At 51.3% G+C, this 22,417-nt stretch carries 20 protein-coding genes; 4 read left to right on the top strand and 16 right to left on the bottom strand.

Going from position 1 to position 22,417, the window contains the following annotated elements; genetic code table 11:
• Positions 1–97: 97 nt before the first annotated feature.
• The 10 genes from LLG96_02265 to LLG96_02220 all read right to left on the bottom strand — a co-directional run bounded on the left by LLG96_02265 (position 98) and on the right by LLG96_02220 (position 12,594).
• The gene (locus tag LLG96_02265; GenBank protein MCE5249024.1) at positions 98–466 is read right to left on the bottom strand and encodes a DUF5320 domain-containing protein; all 369 of its coding nucleotides are present in this window, start codon (positions 464–466) and stop codon (positions 98–100) included.
• A 499-nt stretch (positions 467–965) separates the two neighbouring features.
• On the bottom strand, positions 966–1,256 hold the full coding sequence (locus tag LLG96_02260; protein MCE5249023.1) for a DUF5320 family protein: 291 nt from the start codon (positions 1,254–1,256) through the stop codon (positions 966–968).
• Between the two features lie 18 nt (positions 1,257–1,274).
• A complete protein-coding gene (locus tag LLG96_02255) occupies positions 1,275–1,634 on the bottom strand; it encodes a NifB/NifX family molybdenum-iron cluster-binding protein (GenBank protein ID MCE5249022.1) in 360 nt (119 codons plus the stop codon).
• 5 nt (positions 1,635–1,639) lie between these two features.
• Positions 1,640–2,062: a hypothetical protein gene (locus LLG96_02250; GenBank protein MCE5249021.1), complete on the bottom strand. Its 423-nt coding sequence runs from the start codon at positions 2,060–2,062 to the stop codon at positions 1,640–1,642.
• A 193-nt stretch (positions 2,063–2,255) separates the two neighbouring features.
• Positions 2,256–3,605, bottom strand: coding sequence for a sigma 54-interacting transcriptional regulator (locus LLG96_02245; GenBank protein MCE5249020.1), 1,350 nt, complete (start codon positions 3,603–3,605; stop codon positions 2,256–2,258).
• A gap of 603 nt (positions 3,606–4,208) precedes the next feature.
• Positions 4,209–4,775: a flavodoxin family protein gene (locus LLG96_02240; GenBank protein ID MCE5249019.1), complete on the bottom strand. Its 567-nt coding sequence runs from the start codon at positions 4,773–4,775 to the stop codon at positions 4,209–4,211.
• Positions 4,776–4,893: 118 nt separating this feature from the next.
• Complete coding sequence (locus tag LLG96_02235; protein ID MCE5249018.1) at positions 4,894–6,012, bottom strand: glycosyltransferase family 4 protein; 1,119 nt, start codon at positions 6,010–6,012, stop codon at positions 4,894–4,896.
• On the bottom strand, positions 6,009–6,995 hold the full coding sequence (locus LLG96_02230; GenBank protein ID MCE5249017.1) for a flippase-like domain-containing protein: 987 nt from the start codon (positions 6,993–6,995) through the stop codon (positions 6,009–6,011). The genes LLG96_02235 and LLG96_02230 overlap by 4 nt, the downstream gene beginning before the upstream one ends.
• A complete protein-coding gene (locus tag LLG96_02225; protein ID MCE5249016.1) occupies positions 6,992–9,700 on the bottom strand; it encodes a DUF2723 domain-containing protein in 2,709 nt (902 codons plus the stop codon). Before LLG96_02225 ends, LLG96_02230 begins: the two co-directional genes overlap by 4 nt.
• Positions 9,697–12,594 carry a DUF2723 domain-containing protein gene (locus tag LLG96_02220; protein ID MCE5249015.1) on the bottom strand — a complete coding sequence of 966 codons (2,898 nt, stop codon included), beginning with the start codon at positions 12,592–12,594 and terminating at the stop codon, positions 9,697–9,699. Before LLG96_02220 ends, LLG96_02225 begins: the two co-directional genes overlap by 4 nt.
• Before the next feature lie 253 nt (positions 12,595–12,847).
• On the opposite strand from LLG96_02220, the gene LLG96_02215 reads away from it, so the two are divergent.
• The 4 genes from LLG96_02215 (at position 12,848) to trxB (ending at position 15,559) form a co-directional block, all read left to right on the top strand.
• On the top strand, positions 12,848–13,048 hold the full coding sequence (locus LLG96_02215; protein MCE5249014.1) for a hypothetical protein: 201 nt from the start codon (positions 12,848–12,850) through the stop codon (positions 13,046–13,048).
• Positions 13,045–14,064 (top strand): DNA polymerase III subunit delta, encoded by a 1,020-nt coding sequence (gene holA / locus LLG96_02210; protein MCE5249013.1) that lies wholly within the window; start codon positions 13,045–13,047, stop codon positions 14,062–14,064. The genes LLG96_02215 and holA overlap by 4 nt, the downstream gene beginning before the upstream one ends.
• 236 nt (positions 14,065–14,300) lie before the next feature.
• On the top strand, positions 14,301–14,624 hold the full coding sequence (trxA, locus tag LLG96_02205; protein MCE5249012.1) for a thioredoxin: 324 nt from the start codon (positions 14,301–14,303) through the stop codon (positions 14,622–14,624).
• A gap of 11 nt (positions 14,625–14,635) precedes the next feature.
• Entirely contained in the window at positions 14,636–15,559 is a 924-nt protein-coding gene (gene trxB / locus LLG96_02200) for a thioredoxin-disulfide reductase (protein MCE5249011.1), read from the top strand.
• 186 nt (positions 15,560–15,745) lie between these two features.
• Here the strand turns inward: trxB and LLG96_02195 are convergent, their stop codons facing one another.
• The 6 genes from LLG96_02195 to LLG96_02170 all read right to left on the bottom strand — a co-directional run bounded on the left by LLG96_02195 (position 15,746) and on the right by LLG96_02170 (position 22,292).
• On the bottom strand, positions 15,746–16,774 hold the full coding sequence (locus LLG96_02195) for a hypothetical protein (protein MCE5249010.1): 1,029 nt from the start codon (positions 16,772–16,774) through the stop codon (positions 15,746–15,748).
• A 284-nt stretch (positions 16,775–17,058) separates the two neighbouring features.
• Positions 17,059–18,264: an HDOD domain-containing protein gene (locus LLG96_02190; GenBank protein ID MCE5249009.1), complete on the bottom strand. Its 1,206-nt coding sequence runs from the start codon at positions 18,262–18,264 to the stop codon at positions 17,059–17,061.
• Between the two features lie 503 nt (positions 18,265–18,767).
• Positions 18,768–19,688, bottom strand: coding sequence for a hypothetical protein (locus LLG96_02185; protein ID MCE5249008.1), 921 nt, complete (start codon positions 19,686–19,688; stop codon positions 18,768–18,770).
• A 366-nt stretch (positions 19,689–20,054) separates the two neighbouring features.
• Positions 20,055–20,840, bottom strand: a complete 786-nt coding sequence (locus LLG96_02180; protein ID MCE5249007.1) for a GNAT family N-acetyltransferase — start codon at positions 20,838–20,840, stop codon at positions 20,055–20,057.
• A gap of 92 nt (positions 20,841–20,932) precedes the next feature.
• The gene (locus LLG96_02175; protein MCE5249006.1) at positions 20,933–21,229 is read right to left on the bottom strand and encodes a PQ-loop repeat-containing protein; all 297 of its coding nucleotides are present in this window, start codon (positions 21,227–21,229) and stop codon (positions 20,933–20,935) included.
• A 130-nt stretch (positions 21,230–21,359) separates the two neighbouring features.
• Entirely contained in the window at positions 21,360–22,292 is a 933-nt protein-coding gene (locus tag LLG96_02170) for a calcium/sodium antiporter (GenBank protein ID MCE5249005.1), read from the bottom strand.
• Positions 22,293–22,417: the final 125 nt, after the last annotated feature.

Genomic DNA, 22,417 nt, shown 5'->3' with positions numbered 1-22,417 from the left:
CTGTTCGAATGCAACTAGGTATTGGATCACCCGGGCAGGACCGGCATCTTATTCCTGAGCCGTTACCTCGCCCGGATGGTGTCGTCACCGATCTGTATCAGTCTTTCTGTTCCTTTTCGGTTTTCTTTGATTCGAGCTTTTCGAGACGTTTTTCAATACCCGCGAGAGCAGTCCTGAGCTGTTCCGCCTGAACACGGAGATTCTCCGTTTCCATGCTCTCATCGTATGGTTCCGTAATGCTGCCCGGATAGGGGGATACCGGAGCGGTCGGCATTACTGCCGGAACTGCAAAGGGGATGGTCCAGCACAACCCCCGCCTTCTTCCGCCTCTGCCTCCGGCAAAACCCATACCACGGTGACCATAGGGGTTCATGAAGCCGGGAACTCCGTAACCGGCGCAATATCCTGCGGCTCTTCCTGTCATCGGACCGAGTCCCAATGGCCCTGTTCTGTCTCCGCCTGGCATAACTGACCTCCTTTAAGAGGGCTCTGAAAAAATATTTTCACACGCCCCATGATGAAATTTACAGTTTTTGTTATGATACTTCTCTTGTCAAATATGCTCCGCATTCGGGGCATTTCATCTGGTTGCAGGGTATTCCCCGCGAATGCGGCACCTTGGTCCCGCAGCCCGGACATATGCAGTTTCCACCCGGACCCGCCGCAGAGCCTCCTCCCATTTTTCCTCTACCTCTTCCCCGTGTTGACGGGCCTGTTCCGTCCTGTTTTGGCATATGGAACTCCTCTATGTTACTGATGGTTTACAATGGTTAATATTCACTGCTTAAAAGTCTTGTGATAAAGTCTGTAAGTGTGGATATAAGCTGTCAAGGATCGGCACGAAGTGCCGATTTACACGCCCTTGACAGCAACAAAACAACACATTTTGTTATAGGGCTCGTGAAAAATATACTTTTTCACGGCCCTCTTATAAGAACCGATAATGTTTGTCAGCAGATTGTTCATTACTTTTCGTGTTTATCCTCGATGTAATTCACCGACGAACCGGTTACCGCGCCTTTATCAGCTGAACCGGCAAACCTTCCTTTTATTGCTCTGTAAAGCCTCCTTGTGATGCCATACGGTTTACGGGCATCGTTTATCACGGCAGCCACAGCAGGAACGACAAACGTGAGAAGGCCAACGGTTCGCGACCTCTTCCCGGTAAAGCTGCGTATACCGATGCCGCATATCCCTCGTCCCCGACCGGTCCGCGGACCATGTCCCACAGGACCCTTTCCATCAAAACCTGGCATAGCATCCACCTCCGGTTTTCACCAGTGTCCTTCAACCGTCGCCTTTGCCACCCGGCTGAGTTTTCCTGCCCGAAAATCCGCCAGCGCCTCCTGTACGGTGCCGGAAACGCCGGTGTAGATTTCCACCCCGGCCGCTTCGAGCGCGGCGAACGCTTTGGGCCCGACATTGCCGGTTATCACCGCCCCGGCTCCCAGATCGGTTACATTTCTGGCGGCCTGAATTCCCGCTCCCTGGAGCGCATTGAGATTCTGCGAGTTGTCATGGGCTGAAAAAGCGCCCGTATCGGAATCGATCAGGATAAAGTATTTTCCTCTGCCGAATCTCGGATCGACACGGCTGTTTATTTCCTTTCCCTGCGAGCTGATTGCAATTTTCATGATATTTATGCCTCCTTTTTGCAGTCGGAGTGTGATTGACGATGCGGACGTCCCTGTTCGCACTGTCTTCCCCGTTCGCACCACCGGTGACGGTGTTTTCTGCAGCCCGGCATCGTAAATTCGGGCTTTTGAACAGTACCGTTGATGAAAGCGTCTACAATCCGGTCGACCGTTCCCATCGTCCACGGATAAATATCGACACCGAGCGACGTCAGATATGATGCGAACTGCCTCGACAGGGCGCCGCAGACGAGAACATCGGCCTGGTTTGCGATGAGCTCCGCGGTTTTTACAGGTTCCGCAGGGTTCAGGGAAATTTCGCTTCTCGATACAACCGAGCCGTTTTCGATAGTCATAATAACAAGCTTGCCGGCGGTATCGAGCACAGGCGAAACACTGTCGTACCATAAAGGTATGGCGATCCGCATGGTTGTTTTCTCCGGGGAATAAAAAGAGCAAATCCTGTACCATAATTGTGAGGCAATAAGCAAACACTTTTAATAACAATGTATTATGCTAAGAGAGCAGGCGAAAAGAAGTGAGACAAACGGAGGTGATATGTATTATAACGATACATATCTGGATTGAGAAGTGTATCATAATGATACTGAACGGAGTTTTCTATTCTTCGTGACTTTCGCTGGTGATACCGTATTCCTCTATCTTGCGGTAGAGGGTTTTCCGGCCGATTCCGAGCGCGCGGGCAGCTGAGGCTTTGTTGCCGTTGTTACACCTGAGGGCTTCGGTGATGGCGCGAGCCTCGATATCCCGCAGAGAAAAACCGGATTCCTGTGTCAGAGAGGGTACTGCGGTTTTTTTTCTGAACTGCGGCGGCAGGTGCTCGGGAAGAATTACCGTGCCTGCGCAGAGAACAAAGGCATGCTCGATGGCGTTTTCGAGTTCCCGTATATTGCCGGGATAATCGTGTTCCAGCAGAGCCGCCATGGCTGCATCCGAAATCCGTTCGATTTCCCGCGAGTGGAGTGTATTGAAGCGTTCGATGAAATGTTCCGCAAGCAGGGGGATATCGTCCCTCCGTTCCCTGAGCGGCGGGATAAAGAGCCTGATCACATTGATGCGGTAATAGAGATCGCTCCTGAAGGCGCCATTTTTCACCAGCTCTTCAAGATTGCGGTTGGTGGCTGTCAGGATACGGACATCGGCCTTTTCAGGTTTTATCGATCCGAGCGGCTCATATACCTTTTCCTGGAGGAGCCGGAGGAGCCTGACCTGGAGGGCGGGCGAAATGTCGCCGATTTCATCGAGCAGTATGGTGCCGCCTTCCGCGAGCGCGAACCGCCCCGGTTTGTCGGTACGGGCATCGGTGAAAGCCCCGGCTTTGTATCCGAAAAGCTCGCTTTCGAGAAGCGTGTCCGGCAGGGCCGCGCAGTTTACCGCCACAAACGGGCCGTTCCGCCGGGAACTGAGGTCATGGATTGCACGGCAGACAAGCTCCTTGCCGGTGCCGCTTTCTCCTTCCACGAGGACAGTGGCCGGGCTTTCGGCGATGACAGGCAGGATGTCGAAGATTTCTCTCATCCGGTGATTGCGGCTGACTATATCGGAAAAGGTATAACTGCTCCGCAGTTTACGCCTGAGCTCTTCCACGGCGCTCAGGTCGCGGAACGTTTCGACTCCGCCGATGACTTTTCCTTGGGAATTGCGGAGGAGTGCGGTCGAGATGCTCACCGGAACCTTTGTCCCGTCGGCCCGGAGAAAATACACGGGCAGGTTGGTGACCGGTTCCCCGCTTTCCGAGGTGTGGAGGAGCGCGCATCGTTCCTCGCAGATGGATGCTCTGAACACATACTTGCAGGGCTGGCCGATGGCTTCCTTTTTCGGAATGCCGGTTATGAGTTCCGCGGCACGGTTAAAGGAGGTCACTCGCCATTCCTTGTCGACCGTAAACACCCCGTCCGTGATGGAATCGAGGATGATGTCCTTTTCGCTTGAAGCTTCCTGTTTATTCATAATTTACATGGAGTGACCGGTTTGACTGCAATAACCCGTGATCGATGTGGTTTGAGAACATATAATTATCAAAAGCCATGTGAAAACATCATATGTCTGGAAACAGGCTGTCATGGGGCGGCATAAAGTACTGATTCCCGATTAATGATCCGGGAACATGTTTACATGATGGCGATCCCCTGAAAACCATGATGAATTGTATTGTAATGAATTGATTATAAATAGCATATAAACCATTAAAGCCCGTGTATTAATAAACCCATTGAAAAGCCCCGCGGTCACAACCGGTTTTCGGAAAAAGAATGGGTGCTGTCCGAGCGAACCGAAGGTTCGTGAGTTCACACATTCCCGAAAAACGGGCAGTGACCGTGGAAAAAGGCTTTTCACGGGGTGCCCTTTCCTTGGTTACTTCCTTTGGGCACGCAAAGGAAGTAACATAATAGAAAAAAGTGTTCTTAAAAAAATGGGGGGTTGTCAGGCAATTTACATACCCTTGACAGCAACAATACATTTCACTATCGAACGTGTGAAAAGATACTTTTTCACCGCCCTCTTGAATGCCGGTTGTGGTTTGTGCTTCAACAGTAATGCATGTTGCCGAGTTTACCCGTGTATTTTTTCGAGCAGCCAGGCGATATTTTCGGCGAAGGTGCGGATTGTCCGGATACCTTCCGCATCCTGCAGGACTTCGCCCATTTCACGGCCGAAGGCTATATTCCAGTATGTGCTCCCCGGAACGACCATGCCGTTGATCATGTACCACATGAGGAGCTGGGCAATGGTGAAGTTCTGTCCGATACGGCGGGCGACCGCAATCGGGCCCCCTACCTTGCGGCTGAACAGATTGCCGTTGTGACGGGCCACATAACCGGCACGGTCGAGCAGGGCGGTGAGCTCGGCGGTTGCCGAACCGAAGTAGACCGGTGAACCCACAATGAACCCGTCCGAATCGACCATCGCCCTGAATATCGGATCGAAATCGTCATCGAGGATACAGCGCGGTGCATTTCTGCATTCCATGCAGGCGATGCAGGTCTTGATGGATTTTCCCGCGAGAGATATGAATTCGGTCTCGATGCCCTTTTCCTCGAAAACCTCGAGGGCAAGCTTGAGGAGGGAGTCCGTATTGCCGCCCACGCGCGGGCTGCCTGATATTGCTAGAATTTTCATGGTGCCTCCCGAATTGTCATTGTCCATATTTTAAAACCACAAAGGCACGAAGACACGAAGAAAAAGTATATATAAAAACCTTTGTGCCTTAGTGTTTTTGTGGTAAAAAAGCTTCTTTTCACTCCCGTTTCCCGTATACGATCCCGTCGACAATATCCATCGTTTCACGGGCGGCGTTGTCCCAGGTGAAGGTCTGCGACCATGCGAGGGCGTTTCTGCCGAGCCTGTCGCGAAGGCCGCCATCGGTCAGAATCCGTATAAGACGGTCGGCGAGCGCCGCATGGTCGCCGTACGGGAAGAGCAGCCCTGTCTCGCCATCGCGCACCGAGTCGCGGAGCCCGTCCGTATCCGATGCCACAGCTACAGTCCCGCATGCGTTCGCCTCGATGTTGGTAAGTCCCCAGCCCTCTTTGGGCGAAGGATTGACAACAACATGAACGCGCCGCATCCAGTCGACTTTTTCCGTGGTCGGCACAAATCCGGTGAAAACGACATGGTCGGCTACACCGAGGGAGGCCGCGAGTTTCCGCAGCTCGGTTATCGTGTCGCCTGAGCCGACAATCACGAGCCGGGCATCTGGGATATGTTTAAGTACTAATGGCAGGGCGCGGATGACGACATCGACGCTCTTGTAGCGTTTGATACGACCGACATACAGGATGGTCGGTACATCGAATTTTTCGACCGTATCGTCACGGTTATAGATTTCATGATCCATGCCGCAGTGAACGACCCTGATGAACCGAGGATCGATGCCCCGCCGTTCGAGGTCATGGGCTGTGCTCTCGGAAATCACCTCGAAGGTGGCATTGCGGAACACACGAGGTATGGGGCGCTCCATGAGATACACGTACGATGCGAAAACGGGATTCGTTTCACGGTACACCGTGGTGCCGAACAGGTGCGGGACGACCACGAGAATGGGTTTTTTAAGGTACAGCGGCGTAAAGAAAGGGACCTTGTTGATGTCCTCGACGACCAGATCGAAATGTTCCGCCCGGTCGAGCTTTATCAGGAGGCGCGGTACGGCGAAATTGAACGTTTCGCGTGTTCCCGTACGGATGACCCTGATGCCCTCGTACTCGTCATGGGTATTCCCTCCGCGGAAACCGGAAGCCACGAGGGTCACATCGTTGCCGCGCCCGGCAAAGCGCCTGAATATCTCGGTCAGGTGAACTTCGGCCCCTCCTGACATTGGATTGGCCATGTCCATCCAGTTGACGAGGAGTATCTTCACCGTGCCTTCCTTTCGCCGACGCTCAGCGCAAATGCCGCGCCGCCGGGGAGCGCTCCGGTGAATCCGGAGGCTGTTGCGAGAAGCGTATAGGAAACGACTGTGGCCTGTTCAACACCCACCGTCGAGAAAAGGATAAACGCCACCGTCTCGCGCACGCCGACTCCGCCGAACGAGAAGGGCAGGCTTGCTACGATTTCTATCACCGGCACGAAAAGGGCGAAATAGGAGAATCCGAGCTCGATTCCGACAGCACGCCCGCAGAGAAAATGGACGCCGATACGGGTAATCTGAATAAGGCACGACAGCCCGAAAACCTCGATGAGCGTCCGTGGTGAGCGGGTCAGCAGGTGCATTTCGCCGTACACCGCGGACAGTTTTTCGCCGAATCCTTCGGGAATAAACCTGCCGAACATCCGTTTCACAATCGAGCCGAGCGGTCTGAACGCGAAAAGAGCGATAAATCCGGCCAGTATGAGAAACATGAACACCGCGGCAGGCAGCGCTCTGTTAGCCGGCCCCGAAGGGAGAACCAGGAACGCGCCGAGACTGAACAGCACGAGGACGAGCAGGCCGATGACACGATCGGCGAGGGTCGATGAAAACGACTGGGTTGCCTGCCCCGAAGCCACAGCGGTTTTGTACACACGGATTACATCGCCCCCGACGAAGCCGGGAAGCAGGTAATTGAAGAAAAGCCCCATGAAGTACCGCGCAACCGTCCCGCCGAATCCGAGACGGATGCCGTGAAACTTCAGCAGCGTTCCCCACTGAACTGCGCCGAGCACACCGCTCACGATGAACACCGCGACAGCCCCGGCGAGCAGGAGACGGTCCGCCGTCCACATGGTCGAGGCGATTGTGCCGATTCTGAACCGCCAGCCGATGTATGTGAGGAGGAGGAGCGATACGATAATCCGTAACCAGCCGGAAGACAGAAACCGTACGACCGGCGGTTTCTTCGCTGTGCTGCCTGTTTTGTTCATTGAGTATGTTCTCCCGCCGAGGTGTCGGCAGGTGATGTCTGAAGATTTTTCATGATTATCTCGCGGTACCGGGCCGGTTCCGGATCGTTCGGCAACAGAGCGATAAGTCGGTCGGTGGCTTTGAGCGCCTCGTTATAATCGCGTGACTGGTAGAGCGCCATGATATATCCCTTGAGAACATCGGTGTTGTCGGGATGACTGGTGGTGAGCGGATTGAGAACCATGAGCGCCGCACCGGGCAGGTTAAACTCGATAAACCGTATCCCCGTCCTGAGCGATGTCATGATGTCATCCGGCGGAAGCTTCCGGATTTCCTCGGTAACCAGCCGCTCGTATTCATCGGTAAAACCTCCCCTGTACAGGATCGAACAGAGCAGGATACGGTGGTCGAGCTCGGGACTGGTGTATTCGAACATCCCCCGTGCGGCCCTGAGAGCGTTTGCACGGTCGCCGAGCTCGATGTATTTCTCGCAGAGGCGGATGAATGCGATCACGTAGTTATAGAGAAGGCGGGTGGTTTCGGGCGACTTATAGACCGTGGGATCGGTCACCCCGCGGTACGAATACCGTCCGAAAATGTTGCGGTCGAGCGCCGCTGCTTCCACATGGTATGTATCCTTCGGCGCTGCTTCCTTGCCGAGACGAAAAACCATTCCTTCAAGGGTCATATGCTCGTAGAGGCCGATCATGGTCTCCGAGCCGACCGTGACCCCGAAATAGATGGGACGCGTCCAGTTTGTCTCCTGTATTATGTGCGCCGTCATAAGGCTCGCCACACTCAGAATGCCGATTCTATCACTCCCGACCGCTCCGAGCTTGTCCGGTGGCATGTTCCATGTCATGCCGGCGATGGTGACTTCTCGCGGTTCGAGTGTCCAGCGGCGTGTCTGCCCCGAAAGGAGGTTGTCCCCGCAGAGCCTGTTGTCGATGAAATCGTCCGAATACGATATGGGAACGGTAACATCCTCGTCCCTGAGCTGTTTTATATACCAGGGAGCGTTGAGAAGACTCAGGTTGATTATCCGCACATCACGGCGCAGGCCGAGAACCTCGCGGGCATACCAGAGGGGATAGGTGTCGTTGTCGCCGTTGGTGAACAGGATTGAGTTCGGGGCGCAGGAATCGAGCATGTTAGTCCCGTAATCGAGGGGAATCCAGTTATGCGAACGGTCGTGAACATGGTAATTCGTGCATTCCGGATCGATATGGTTCGAGAGCGCCGCCACAGGAATAATGGTGGCAAAAACCGCACCCGCAACAAGAACAATCCCTGCTGTAAGCCCCGGCCTTTCCAGCCGTCCGACAGCCGACCGGATGAGGCTCAGCACACCGAAAACACCGAATCCGGCCCAGACCATGACGACAAGAAACGATCCGAGGAAGAAGTAGTCGCGCTCCCGCGCCTGGGGATTATTCATGTTGAGATAGAGTATAAGCCCGACCGATGTCAGGAGAAAATACAGGAGAAAGGGAACGAACCGTTTCACGTCATGGCGGGCATGAATGAAGATTCCGGCGAACACGAGAATCCAAAGACCTATCGGAATAAACACCTCGTCACGGATATCGGCTTTCATGTCGGGATAATCCATTGACAGGTCGTTGGTGAACGTCACGGTCGCCACGGGACCCCATTTTGGGAACTGTTCGAGGAGATAACGGAGATACATGAAACCGAACTGGTATCCGGGACCGGCGTTCCGGGTGAACATCCCGGTGTACATGTTTCCCTGGCCGTACTGCTCGCGGTCGAGATATTCCGTATACCGTTTCCATGTATCGGGATTGCCTTCGTTGATGGCCGGATGCTTCGAGGCGCGGACGACCACTGTGGGATAGACGGAGTACCCGATTCCGTAGAGCGAGAGACAGAGCACAAGCCCGAGAAATGTCCGTGTCCACTGGTGTACTGCCGAACGTGAAAACCGCACGATGATGTACGGGCCGGCAAGGGAGAACAGGCCCATGGCGATATACAGATAGAGCCGTCCCCCGGCAAGCCTCGTTGCGCCGATGACTGTGAGGAATACCGCCAGCGCGACCCAGAGCCGCAGGTCCGAGAACCACTGAGGTTTCTCCGTCAGCACGATCAGGACAACGACCGGAGCGATGAGCAGAACATAGAGATGAATGCCGTTGCCGAGGCCGATGAGATATGCCGCGCAGAAAAGATACCGGAACGACCGTGGATTTTCCTTTTCCCCGGCCCACCTGAGTGTAAGCCAGACAGCCAGCAGGGAAAGGAGGAGACTTGGCATGTAGGTTTCGGTTTCGAGGGCGTTTTCCCAGAACTGATTGGAGAACGCCGCGAGGAATGCCGCAACCGATGCGCTGAATATGATAATGCCGTCATGGATTGCGCTCCCCCTGAAGGCCGAAATTCTCGTGATGAGCCTTACCATGACGAGATAGAAGAGCATGACGGTGAAAGCCGCCGAAAAAGCTCCCATGAGGTTGAGCCTGTAAGCCACGCTGTCGAAGCCCCCGCCCCTGAAGTCGTAGAACGGGATGATGGACATGACACGGCCGGCGAGCGAAAGGAGCGGCGATCCGGGCGGATGAGGGATGCCCATGGTGACGGCGCAGGAGATGAATTCGGCGCTGTCCCAGAATGATACTGTCGGCGCCACGGTCAGAAGGTATATGACCAATGTCACCATGAAAATGACCAATGCCGCCAGCGAATTTATTTTTCCAGAGTTCACCGGGGCGTTTGCCTCATGGTTTGAGAATCGGGGAGCGACTTCCTGCGCTCCTGTTCGGACAGGATTTTAATGCTTTCCTGTACGGATTTGTCTCCGGGAGTCAGTTTTCCCAGATGACCAAGCGCGTTGATAGCCTCTCCGAGCTGCCCGGTTGAATACAGCAGCGAGGCATAAACTTTCCATGCCTCGACACTGGTCGAATCATCGGCGATGATTTCCTTGAAGTATTCGATAGCCGCGCTGTCGAGTGAATTCTGGAAAAGACGCGTTCCGAATTCGATCTTGTCCGATGTATTCTTCAGATTGAGCCGGGCGGTTTCGTTTCTGACCACAGTGCTGGCTTTGTCATGCTCTCCGAGGGTATCGAGGAGACCGGCCACCTGCAGACGCTCATCAAGAAGACCCTCGCGGCCTTCGATAAAGTCGGGATTCCTGATCTCGTTATCGAGAAATTCTTTCAATTCATCGGTGATTTTCCCGTTCCACATGATTTTGTACAGAATCACCCTTTTTGAAAGATCATGGAGCGTTCTTTCAATGGCTCCCCGCGCGGCCCGGGTGGCGTTTTCTTTGTCGCCCATCGATACATACCGCTCGCAGAGCTGGGCAAATCCGATAAAGTAATTGGTAACGAGCTTGAGCGTGTTGGGCGGTTTGTATACGGAATCATCGGTAAGTGACCGGTATTTATACACGTTGAATACATTATTGTCAAGCACGGGAACGTCCACATTGGGATAGCCGGGAGCGACTGAATTCTTTACGAGCCGCGATACCATTCCTTCCATGGCAAGGTAATCATCGAGCCCGATCTTGTTTTCCTGGGCCACAGTCACCGCAAAAAAGATAGGCCGTGTCCAGTTTACCCATTCGATTATCTTGTAGACCATCACATCCTGAATACGGATCATTCCGTAATTCTGGTCATGATGGTAGGTCGGAAGCTTCCACGATATTCCCGCAGCCTCGACATTTTTTCCCTCGATCGGCCATACACGGAGGGCGAGGTCCTGATCGTCGTGACCGCAGAGAGTGTTTTCGATGAAATCGTCGCTGAATTGAACAGGGATGGTTTTCCGCTCGGTCGACACCGGCCTCACATATTCCTGTTCCTTCTTGCTGAGAAGAACCGGTTCCTGAGGGATTGACACACTTTCGTGCGTGTTCTGTAAAATATACCAGTCTGTGTTGAGGAGGCTGAGATTGACGATACGGACATCCTTCCGGAAGCCTTTCACCTCCTGGAGGTACCAGAGTGGAAAAGTGTCGTTGTCGCCGTTTGTAAAGAGGATTGCGTCCTTGTCGCACGAAATGAGTATGTTGTAGGCATAGTCAAAGGGAGCCCAGTCTTCCGTACGGTCATGCGCCTGCCAGTTGGTATATTTCGGATCGATATGATTGGAAGCGATCGAGACCGGTACGATCGTTGCAAACAGGATAAAGAGAGCCACGGTAACCGGAGCGATCAGACGAGCGCTGTTTTTTTCCTGGAACCATGCCTGTATGTCCGTGATGACGCCGTATATTCCGAAGCCGATCCAGTAGGAGATGATGTAAAACGATCCGAGGAAAAAGTAGGCACGCTCGCGCACCTGAGGATTTTTCATGTTGAGATAGAGGGCAAGACCGACCGATGATACGATGAAAAAGATCAGGAATGCGGAAAACCGCTTCCAGTCCTCACGGGCGTGTGTATAGATGCCATATATCAAAAGCGAAAGAAGAAGCACCGAAATCGAGACTTCATCACGGATGGTAACATCCTGTTCCGGATAATCCGCCGACCGGTTGTTGTCGAAGGTAACACTGATGGTCGGGCCCCATTTGGGGAACTGCTGTATGAGATAACGCAGATACATGTAGCCGAACTGGTATTTGAAGCTTGCATTACGGGTAAATATGCCGATATACATGTTTTCCTGGCCGTACTGCTCGCGCGCCATATAGAGTTTGTACCGCTCCCAGTTGTCGGGATTGCCCTCGTTGATGATCGGGCTTTTCCCGGCGCGGACCATGACGGTCGGATAGACGGAAAATCCGATGATATAGAGTGATCCGCAAAAGATAAGACCGAGCAGCACGACCATCCATTGAGCACGGTTTCCCATGGAGAGCCTGTACAGGATGAACGGAGCAGCAAACGCGAAAACAGCCATGGAGAAATACAGGATTTCAAGCCCCGTGAAAAGTTTGATGACCGCCGCCAGAATCATGAATACGGCAAGATAGAGCCAGAGCTTCTTTTCCGAAAACCACTGCGGTTTCGAGAACAGCACGAGGAGAAATACCGTTGGCGCAATCAGGAGAACGGTCAGGTGAACCCCGTTACCGATGCCGATGAGATACGAAGCCAGAAACAGGTACCGGACAGCCTTCGGGTCTTCTTTCCGTTCATCCCACCGCAGGGTAAGCCATACGGCGAGCATGGACATGAAAAGGCTCGGCATGTATGTTTCCGTTTCGATGGCATTGCTCCAGAACTCATCGGAAAATGCAACGAGAAAGGCAGTTATCACGGCGGTGAACATGGTAACCGCATCATCGAGCCTCCTGCCGTTAGGCGGCCTGAATTTATGAATGAGGCGCACCATGATGAGATAGGTGAGCATGACAGTCAGCGCACCGAGAATGACATCGATCATGTTGACGCGGAATGCGATTTCTTCAAGACCCTCCCCACGGAAATCATAGAAAGGTATAAGTGAAAATACACGGCCGATGAGCGAAAGGAGCGGTGATCCGGGCGGATGGGGTATTCCCATGATAAACGAGCAGGTGATGAACTCGCCGCAGTCCCAGAACGAGAGTGTCGGCGCCACGGTCATAATATATACCCCGAGCATGATTATCAAAAGGCACGCCGCTATGATTTTATTGATAGTTCCTGCGGTCACACGCATCCTCCGTATAAAGAATGATCAAAGTTAACAGCCATATGGATTTGAATTACTTAATATAGATTTTAACTGCCGGTAGTGCAAGGAATTTCATATTCGGCGAACCTTTTTACAGTTCCATATCTTACACGTTCACAAACAATTTCCGGTTTCCCCGGAAAACCATTTTTTTCTCAGGCGGAAATGGTTATTTTATTAAAGTGGTTTTTATGGAATAGTTATGATGCTCCAACAAAAAGGAGGAGCGAAAGTGCTTGGTTTTATAATTCGTATACTGCTTATCTGGTGGCTTCTGACCGCACTGTTCAAATGGCTTAACAAGCCTTCTTCTTCCGAAAGGACATCCCAATCCGCCGGCGATGATGGGAATTCAACCCATAACAGCGACCCCTCTGTCGTGCATTCCGGCACGATTGAAGATGCTGATTTCGAGGAAATCGACGACAAATGAAGCTTGATAATTTCGCACAAATACGGGTGATTCTCCTTTCGGGAGAGGAATTCCAGCGCTCCGAGCGCCTGTCCGAAATACTCGAAGCCACCGTTGACCCGGCTACCCGTGATTTCAATCTCGATACGGTTTATCCTGATCAGTTTACCAATAACAGATCTGATCCGGGAAAAATCACCGTTGAAGGATTATCGGCTCTCATTCAAACCTTTCCCATGATGGCTGAGCGGCGGGTTGTCGTTGTCAGGGATTTCGATCAGCTTCATAAAGAGATCCAGAAGAAAGCGTGCGAGATCATAAAAAACACCCCGGAAACAACCCTTGTAATCGTCGAGGGCGAAAAGGCATCGCTTTCCCCGAAACCGCCGAAGGACTTTTTCCTGGGTGAATCATTCAAGCGGATATACGAGAATCAGCTCCCCTCATGGATCAGGCAGCGGTTCACCCGGCGCGGCAGAAAGGTGACGGATGATGCAATCGCGCTTATTGTCAACAATGTCGGCGACGGGCTCCGTGAGCTTGACGGCGAAATCGAAAAGATAACTATCGCCGCCGGGGAAAGCGTAATGATAAACGGAGGTGCGGTCGAACTCGTTGTCGGGGAGTTAAAGCGCCATACGGTGTATACGCTGTCAAATGCGGTGGGACTCGGCGATTTCAGCGAGACGCTCCGTATCCTCACGAGTCTCATGGAAACCGAAAAGAACAGGGAGACCTTTTATCTCGGAGCGCTTATGTCGCACATCATGAAAATCGCGCTCTTCAATGGTCTTGTCCGCAGCGGCGCCCCAACGAACGAAGCCATGAAAACGGTGACCGACAGCCCGTTTCTCTGGAAACTCAACAAAATGGATGCCCAGGCGCGCAATTTCGGGCAGCGCGAGGTGCGGCGTGCTCTCAGCGTTCTTGGCAGAACGGAATCGCTCCTCAAAAAATCCGGCATCGACAACCGTCTGCTCATGGAGCTCATGATACCGTTCGTGATGCCGAAAGCGGAAAAAACGATAATAACTTAAAAAAATACATTCATGAGTTATTTCAACATAACTCGGATTCATAAGAATATTTATCACAAAGACACAAATAAACATAATATATTATTTATACTATCTTTAGTAATTATTAATCTTTCATATCCATAAAAGTTAAAAAACAAATCCGCGAAAATCCGTCCAATCCGCGAAAATCCGCGTTCCATCAAATTTTTGTGAATAGGTCGGGAAAACCTATAGATGTAAAGGAGTTGTGCATCATGGCAAAACCGATGGAAGTGACCGCCGACATATTCGATCAAACAGTCCTGAAAAATCCTCTTCCGGTAATCGTCGACTTCTGGGCTGTCTGGTGCCCGCCCTGCAAGCTCATCGCGCCGTTTCTCGAAGAGATCGCCGGAGAGTACGAGGGTCGCGCGGTTGTCTGCAAGGTCGATGTCGACAAAAACCAGCAGCTTGCCCAGCAGTATGGGATCCGCAGTATTCCCACGCTCCTGTTTTTCAAGGGCGGCGAGATAAAGAACCAGGTTGTCGGCGCTCTTCCCAAAAACCAGCTTGCATCTCACCTCGATGCGCTCCTGTAGGAGGCCCGTGCATGGAAACGATGTTCGATACGGTAATCATCGGCGCAGGAGCCGCCGGGCTGACCGCGGGAATCTACACGAGCCGCGCCAACATGAAGTCGATCCTTCTCGAAAAATTCGTTCCCGGCGGCCAGACAGCACTCACCGCGTTCGTCGAGAACTTTCCCGGCTTTCCGGATGGCGTATCCGGCTTCGATCTCATGGAAAACATGCGTAAGCAGGCGGTGAATTTCGGTCTCGAAGTAAAGACTGCGGAAGTGAAGTTCATCAACAGTAAGGACGATTATTTCTGTATCGGGACCACCGTATGCGAGCTCAATACGAGAACCATCATCGTCTGCACCGGAGTCCGTCCCCGCAAGCTCAATGTTCCCGGCGAGCGGGAGCTGTTCGGAAAGGGCGTTTCAACCTGCGCGACCTGCGACGGCGCTTTCTACCGTGACATGGAAGTCGCCGTGATCGGCGGCGGCGACTCCGCTCTTGACGAGGGACTGTATCTGACACGGTTCGCATCGAAGGTGCATATCATTCACCGCCGCGACAAATTCCGCGCGATACCCACATACGTAATGAAAGCCCGCGAGCACCCTAAAGTGGTATTCCATACCGATACGGTCGTCACATCCATAAACGGCGCTCAGTCGGTAGAAAGCCTTTCCCTCAGGAATGTCAAAACAGGCGTGGAATCAACGCTTCCCGCTGCGGGAGTCTTCCTCTATATCGGTCTCCTGCCCAACACCGAGATGTTCAGGGGACTGCTCGATCTCGACGAGGGCGGATTCATCAGGGTCGATTTCAATCTCCAGACCTCGGTGCCGGGGATTTTCGCCGCCGGCGATGTCCGGGTCACACCGCTCAGGCAGATTGTGACTGCTGCAAGCGACGGTGCTGTTGCCGCCATGGCCTCGGGGAAATACCTCGAACACCTCGAATGATCGGGGAATGGTAAACATTAAACTGAAAAAAACCGTCTGCAACCGTGCAGGCGGTTTTTTTTATTCCGGAGCAGGAGAAAAAAAATAATTGAGCCACAAAGGTACAAAGACACGGAGGGATTATTCCCCTTTTTTTGTTTGTCTTCATCCTGTGCGTTTTGGTTTCTTTGCGGGAAATCCGTTTCCTTACATGGTTCCGCTGAATGCAAAAATTACAATGGCAGCGAAGAGAAGCGCGAGCGCCGAAACCATGATCCGCTTCGTTTTGCCCGAAGCGCCGCTCCATTCGCCCTGCATGATGCCCCAGATATTGGCGATCCCGATTGACAGCACCATGTACACCGACCACCCGATGACCGTACCCCAGTTTCCCATCATCATTGCCCCGACGCCGTACAGGATGAAGCTCCCGATCCACATGAGCGACATGAGAATGAGATAGAGGAAATACCGCGCCGAACCCTTCACACGGTACAGGCTCGCGGTTTTGTTGACGCCCATGAGGTAGGCGCAGTAGAAGATGTTGAGAATCCCGCCCGAGGTGAAGAGAAGCACCCAGATGGCGTTGCCCGCCCAGTACCCGGATGCGCCGAGCGAGCGCGCCGCTTCGACAACCGATCCGCTCAGCGAAAAGCCGATGTTGATCGCCGATGAACACAGACCCGCAATAAAGCAGATGAGGATGCCGATTTTCACCGAAAACCGTGCGGTCTTCGTGATCTCGCCTGTCTGAGCGCCCTGCTCGCGCTCTTTCCGTATTCCCGCCCAGCCGCTCACGCCGATGCCGGCGAGGGTGACCGCAAGCCCGAAGAGGATGACAATCCCCTTTGGGGTCAGGATATCCGCAGGGTGGAGCACGACCATCGGGATGAATGTTCCCATTCCGAGCACAGTACCTAAAATGATCGGGTAGCCGAGCGCGAGACCCGCCGAGGTGACGCCGAGTCCGAATCCGACCGCGCCGACGCCCCAGATGATGCCGAACACGAGCGGCAGAACGAGGTCGCCCGGAGAGAGCGAGCCATAGACACCGAACAGGTGCGGAATCGTGGCGAGAGCGAACAGAAGATTGAGTACGATCATGGCGAACACCGAAAAGACCATCCACGAGTTTTCCCACTTCCACCTCCGCGCGTATGCCATGGGCACGGCGAAGCTGCCCTGGAGCACCGCGGCGGTGATGACGACTATAAGGCCTGAAAAGAGCGGGTTCATAATTTTTTTATCCTGATAAAAAAGTTTATGGTTTCTGGTTTATAGTCTCTGGTTGGAAGGAAATCATGAAGGGTATAATGGTGTTAAGAGACGGGAAGCGCAAGGGGAAATGTTATAAGACAATCTTGAAGTCAATTGATTTCACGAAACCAAAAAATCGCTCTATCCCCTCTTTATAAAATCACACCAATCCCTCAATCAGCGTAATCAGCGGTTCAGACATTCATTTCCCCGCGTATAACCATCATGGTTATCCGTAGTCAATCCCGGTTAATCCCGGTCATTTATTCGATGAGGGCTGCACTTACCGCGTTTGCCCACTCGATGGATTTGAGATAGGCTTCACGGATTCTTTCGGGAGGAATGCCGGGACACTGCGTATTTTCCCAGTCGTTGTTTTCGTAGGCAATGACGCAATTGAGAATTGCGCCGAAATGTCCTTCGTGATGGAGCAGGGCTCCGGAAATTTCAGCGGTGAGAGGCAGCGATTTGAGGACATCTTCCATCGGGACATCGAGGAGGGCGTCGAGCACGGAGAAGAGGCCGACCGTAAAACCAACATCCGACACCTTTTCCCGTGAGGCTTTGCCTAAAAGCTCGCACATTTTTGCCCGTATCATCGCAGTAACCAGGAGCTCACGGGGCTTGTCGTCGATACTGGTGAGGAAGAGAAGACTCACCCAGTCGCGTATCTGACGCAGACCGAGGAGTGTGATCGCCTGGGTTATCGACTTGACCCTCATGGTCGTTTTGTAGAAGACCGAGTTGATGAGCCGGATGAGCTTGTAACTGAGCGAAACGTCACTGGTGATGATCTGCTCGATATCACGGATTTTGAGGTCGGGATTCTGGAGTTCCGACAGGAGACGGAGAAGATTGAGACGGGCGGGAGGTATGGAATGGCCTTCCACCACGTTGGGGCGGCTGAGGAAATAGCCCTGGAAATAGTCGAAACCGGAGCTTTTACAGGTCTCGAGGATGTCGAGCGTCTCGATTTTTTCTGCCAGCAGCTTGACATCGTACTTTCGGAGATACCGCACATATTCTTTGAGTGATGACATGTCGATGCCCATGATGTCGAGCTTGACAATATTGGCGATATCGAGCAGGGGGCCGACGAGCCGCGGGTTGACAACATCATCGAGCGCGATGCGGTACCCGCGGGATGAAAGGCTTTTCAGGGCTGCTATGAGTTCATCGTCGATAGTAATGTCCTCCAGCACCTCGATCACCACATGCTCCTTGGGGAATGGTATGGGGATTTTTTCGAGAATGAAGCTGCGGGTGAGGTTGATGAAGGCAGGTTCCTTTCCCACAATACGCTGGAGGCCGATCTCCATGAATGAGTTGAGAATGACCTTTAAGGTGGCATGGTCGCCGTTTACAACATTCGCTTTATCAGTATTGAAATCGCGGAAAAGCAGCTCGTATCCGACAACCTTGAGGTGCTGGTTGAAGATCGGCTGCCTGCCCACATATATTCCCATCATATTTTCAGTTCCCGATGAATCGATTCAATATTTGTTACAACGTACCCGAAAGTTTGATTAATATACGACGGTCGGATGTTTTGTAATGTGTATATATCCCGCTTTATATCCCTGATAGTATATATATAGTATATATATAGTGCTGAGGCAAATAATATTGTTTATTACAGCAGATTAAGTGCCTGTTATGTCTAATAACATATATAATAGTGTGTATGTCAAGCGTTTATATGCTATTATCCGGTTTTGTGGCTTCTGTACGGTATTTTAATGAAATGATCTGATTATTCCGTTTCTGAGTCGGTTATTTCAGAGCGGACAATACTCTTTATACGATAACCGTGAGAATACGATTCACAAAATTTTATAAACCGAAACCTTTGAAATAATTATAAGTAACATGCTCGAATGCCCGATACAATGCTTTTCTTATCTCTCCTCTTTACGGGAGAGGGACCGAGTTTCGGGAGATCGTATCGCGATTTGTATTATGGAAAGCGGAACTATGTGGTCTGATAAACCGACGGATCCCCGGAATTCTCCGCTGCAAGAAGGGCTGTCCTGGCGGCGATATCCTGCACGACCGTATCGGGAACCCCGTCACGAGCCTTTGACTTCAGCCGAAGATCGATCTGGTCGTTTACGAAGTCGACGACTACGAATGTTCCGTCCACAGTGATGGCGATTTCAGTGGAAAAAATATCGAGCGAGCTTAAACGGGCAACTGTGGCGGTCATATCGATGAGTGGCGAAAGGTTATAGAGGTTTTTATCTTCACACGAGAGTATTGTATAAATATGTGTGCTGTTGTCCCACCAGCATGGGTAAATCTGACCGGAGCAGTAAAGGACTCTGAACCATGCCATATGATTACCGAGCCGGATAGGGTCTATATGGGACTGGAGGAGATATTTATCCGCAGGAAACAGTTTACGGGCATTCTGCACCTCTTTCATGGTTGTGGCGTCGTTGACCACACCTTCTCCTCCTCCGCCATGCGCCGGTTTTATGGTAAAACGCTCGCCGAGCGGATTTAAATCGATATGAGAAAGCTCGGGCTGTTCGTCATATGATGGAAGTATGATACCATAAGGCGTATAGAGACCCGCATGTATAAGAGTCTGATGCATGGCGGTTTTATCCCATGTCCGGCGTGCTGTTTCATGGTGGTTGATGCAATGGGCGGCGTGGTCTCCTGCCCATCTGATGAGCGGCGTAAAACCGGGATCGCTGTCCGAAGCACGGTCGTAAAAGACCCTGAAGGCAAGCTCGTTCCGGGAAAGAGAACACATCATGTCCTCAAAATTACCCGGTGTAATCTGGAGAAGCGACAATCCTCGGGATATTAGTGCGGATTCGAGCAGATTGACAAAATCAGCATCATATTCCCAGTTCCATGCTACACACATACTATAAAGAATCATGGCAGTACCGTGTATAATATCCGTAAAAAAAAATATGCCTGTAGGCTTTTAATATAACGATATAAGGAAAAATTTCACGGGGAAATTTTATACCTGTTTGTCTTTATTTTAGTTTTTTGATACGTATGTTTACTTAAATTATTGAGATGCTTGTCACTTAACCAGCTTTACATCAGCGAGACAGTGTTATGGAAAGCTGTTTTGAGTTGCGAGATAATGTATTCGGCAGCCGTTCCCTGAATGAAATACGATACTGATAAGAAGATTCATAAACAAAGGGGCTTTTTTACACTTTTATACAAATCTCTATTTCATCATCTGTCGTATGAAAAAGATATTTTTCACCGACTTCTTCAAAGAAATTGACTACAGCTTGTTGACCTTTTTCTCCATAATTTTCTTGAGTTTCTTGTACGAGGGCGGAGGACCCGTTCTGACTTGCTTATCGTCGATAAACAGGGCATCAGCAATACCCCATTCCATCATGACTGTCCTGTCGCAGGTATTGATCTCCTTGAATACAACCCCGTCTCCCGCTTCGGCAGCAGCTCTTTTCGCCCGTTCAAAAACCATGTTCATTGCAGGACACCACCCGTTGAGAAACGCGGTCACCGTTACCTTTCCCGGTATGGTTTCCGGTTTTTTCTTTTCTCTGATCCAGCGGGGAGGAAGTGAATCCTTGGTGAACTGTTTCCACATGAGGGACTGGATACCGATTTTGTCCGCTCTGGTATAACCATGTTTTTTGAACCATGAAGCCTTCATCCAGATGGGGAGCGATAATCCCCATGCAGCCATTCCTTTTGCACCTCTATCTTTTGCATCGTTTTCTGCGGCAGTAAGAAGGGCTTTCCCCATTCCCTTTTTTTGATAGTTCCCCCTCCCTTGCTTATGTCCGTGCACCCATATACAGTGTATAAAGTAAAGGTCTTCTCCCTCAGCAAAGGAATGCTCGATAGGAATGTACTGTATCATGCCGCCAACCTGCTCTTTATCATCAAGTGCAAGTTTTACTCTGAGACCCTTGTCTTTCATTATGGAATACCAGATTTCCTTGTGATTTCCCGCTTCTCTGATTTCGTCAGACCAGTCCTCGAGGCATGTAAAATATATCGGGTTGTATTCTTCATTCAAATCAATGATTTCCATCATTACCTCCCTCCGGGTAAGAGAAAACTTTTACGATACATTCCGAAAAAGTCACTGTGTCTGCAGGAAATAATAATGAATTGAATATATTCCGTTTATTCCCGTATACCTACTGTTTCAGGTTTTCTTCTCCTGTATCGATAATACAGGATGAGCTCGATTCCCACGAGAAGGAAATTGAAAATATACAGCACAATTACCGGATTGATTGTTCCGCTGGAAGACGCTTCGGAAATTTTAAACAGAAGACCGGAAATATACCCGGTAAAAACGAACCAGAGAAAAACGATTGAAACACCGTCGATACTTTTGGTTCTGTATGTTTTAATTACCGCCGCAGGCCAGGAAACACCCCAGCAGAATATCATGATTCCCTCGAATATGGTGGTCATGTTTATGAATGTCCTTCCTTATACAGTGTGTAACAGTGTTATCCGAAAAGCGTTTCTGTAAAACATTCTCCCGTCGATATCGGCGGTTTCTTCGGAATCCTCCTGCCGGAATCACCGCTCTTCACGAGTTTCAGGATATTATAAAGGCAAGAGTAAAATATATGATCGTTATTGCAATAAAAAACAGGCCTTCCCTGCGGGACAGAATTGCTCCGGATATACTGAATGGCAGCAGGAGTACAGCCACGGTCATCATGAACGGCAGGCCGACGAATTTCATATACCGGTCGGGAGAGATGCTGAACGGTGATAATGTCGAGGAAATACCTATCACGAAGAGAATATTGAAGATATTCGAACCAACGATATTCCCGAGCGAGATATCGGCTTTTCCTTTATGGGCAGCAATCACCGATGTGACCAGTTCGGGAAGCGATGTACCGATACCCACAATGGTCAGGCCGATAACTGCTTCACTAACACCGAAAGAACGGGCGATATTCCGTGCGCCATCGACAAAAAGCGAGGCGCCCGCCCCTAACGCCGCTATTCCCAGTACTATGAGCAGAATAAGCGTGCCGTACCTTTTCTGACGTGAAGTATCTTCCACTTCGATTTCTGCGGGTGGCGTTTTAAAACAGAGGAAAAGGTATATCACGAATAACACGAGAAAACCGATTCCCGCCAGTCTTCCCACAAATCCGAAATAACCGAGGGCGAAGGTAACGACGGTGATTGCAATCATGAAGGGAATATCTCTTCCGATGAGAAGACGGTTTACCGGAATCGGCCTGAGAAGTGCCGAAGAGCCGAGGATAAGGGCAATGTTGATGACATTCGAGCCGACAACGTTGCCGAAACATATGTCCCCTGATCCCTTGACCGCTGCAATGAGGCTCGTGGCAAGCTCGGGGGCGCTCGTACCGAATGATACAATGGTCAGACCGACCACAAGCTGTGATATACCCGCTTTAAGGGCAATACCGCTTCCGCCGTCTACGAGCATATCGGCGCCTTTAAGAAGAAGCACTGCACCGGCGCAGAGAAAAAGAACCGTAGTCATATGAACCACCACCATTGTTGCTGCTTTTGAAAGTCGGAAATACGGGAAAAACAAATCAATATAATAATATAGTCTGTCAGGGATGATTATCGAATTACTTTTTCTGTGGAACCGAAAGGCGCACG

The sequence above is a fragment of the bacterium genome (genome assembly GCA_021372535.1).
Classification (GTDB): domain Bacteria; phylum Latescibacterota; class Latescibacteria; order Latescibacterales; family Latescibacteraceae; genus JAFGMP01.
Note: the sequence above shows the minus strand (reverse complement) of the source record. Positions and strands in the feature narration are given on the sequence as shown.

Coding starts and splice junctions, on each gene's coding strand:
- LLG96_02265 (MCE5249024.1), bottom strand. CDS start 466: ATGCCAGGCGGAGACAGAACAGGGCCATTGGGACTCGGTCCGATGACA.
- LLG96_02260 (MCE5249023.1), bottom strand. CDS start 1,256: ATGCCAGGTTTTGATGGAAAGGGTCCTGTGGGACATGGTCCGCGGACC.
- LLG96_02255 (MCE5249022.1), bottom strand. CDS start 1,634: ATGAAAATTGCAATCAGCTCGCAGGGAAAGGAAATAAACAGCCGTGTC.
- LLG96_02250 (MCE5249021.1), bottom strand. CDS start 2,062: ATGCGGATCGCCATACCTTTATGGTACGACAGTGTTTCGCCTGTGCTC.
- LLG96_02245 (MCE5249020.1), bottom strand. CDS start 3,605: ATGAATAAACAGGAAGCTTCAAGCGAAAAGGACATCATCCTCGATTCC.
- LLG96_02240 (MCE5249019.1), bottom strand. CDS start 4,775: ATGAAAATTCTAGCAATATCAGGCAGCCCGCGCGTGGGCGGCAATACG.
- LLG96_02230 (MCE5249017.1), bottom strand. CDS start 6,995: ATGAACAAAACAGGCAGCACAGCGAAGAAACCGCCGGTCGTACGGTTT.
- holA (MCE5249013.1), top strand. CDS start 13,045: ATGAAGCTTGATAATTTCGCACAAATACGGGTGATTCTCCTTTCGGGA.
- trxA (MCE5249012.1), top strand. CDS start 14,301: ATGGCAAAACCGATGGAAGTGACCGCCGACATATTCGATCAAACAGTC.
- trxB (MCE5249011.1), top strand. CDS start 14,636: ATGGAAACGATGTTCGATACGGTAATCATCGGCGCAGGAGCCGCCGGG.
- LLG96_02195 (MCE5249010.1), bottom strand. CDS start 16,774: ATGAACCCGCTCTTTTCAGGCCTTATAGTCGTCATCACCGCCGCGGTG.
- LLG96_02190 (MCE5249009.1), bottom strand. CDS start 18,264: ATGATGGGAATATATGTGGGCAGGCAGCCGATCTTCAACCAGCACCTC.
- LLG96_02185 (MCE5249008.1), bottom strand. CDS start 19,688: ATGATTCTTTATAGTATGTGTGTAGCATGGAACTGGGAATATGATGCT.
- LLG96_02180 (MCE5249007.1), bottom strand. CDS start 20,840: ATGATGGAAATCATTGATTTGAATGAAGAATACAACCCGATATATTTT.
- LLG96_02175 (MCE5249006.1), bottom strand. CDS start 21,229: ATGACCACCATATTCGAGGGAATCATGATATTCTGCTGGGGTGTTTCC.
- LLG96_02170 (MCE5249005.1), bottom strand. CDS start 22,292: ATGACTACGGTTCTTTTTCTCTGCGCCGGTGCAGTGCTTCTTCTTAAA.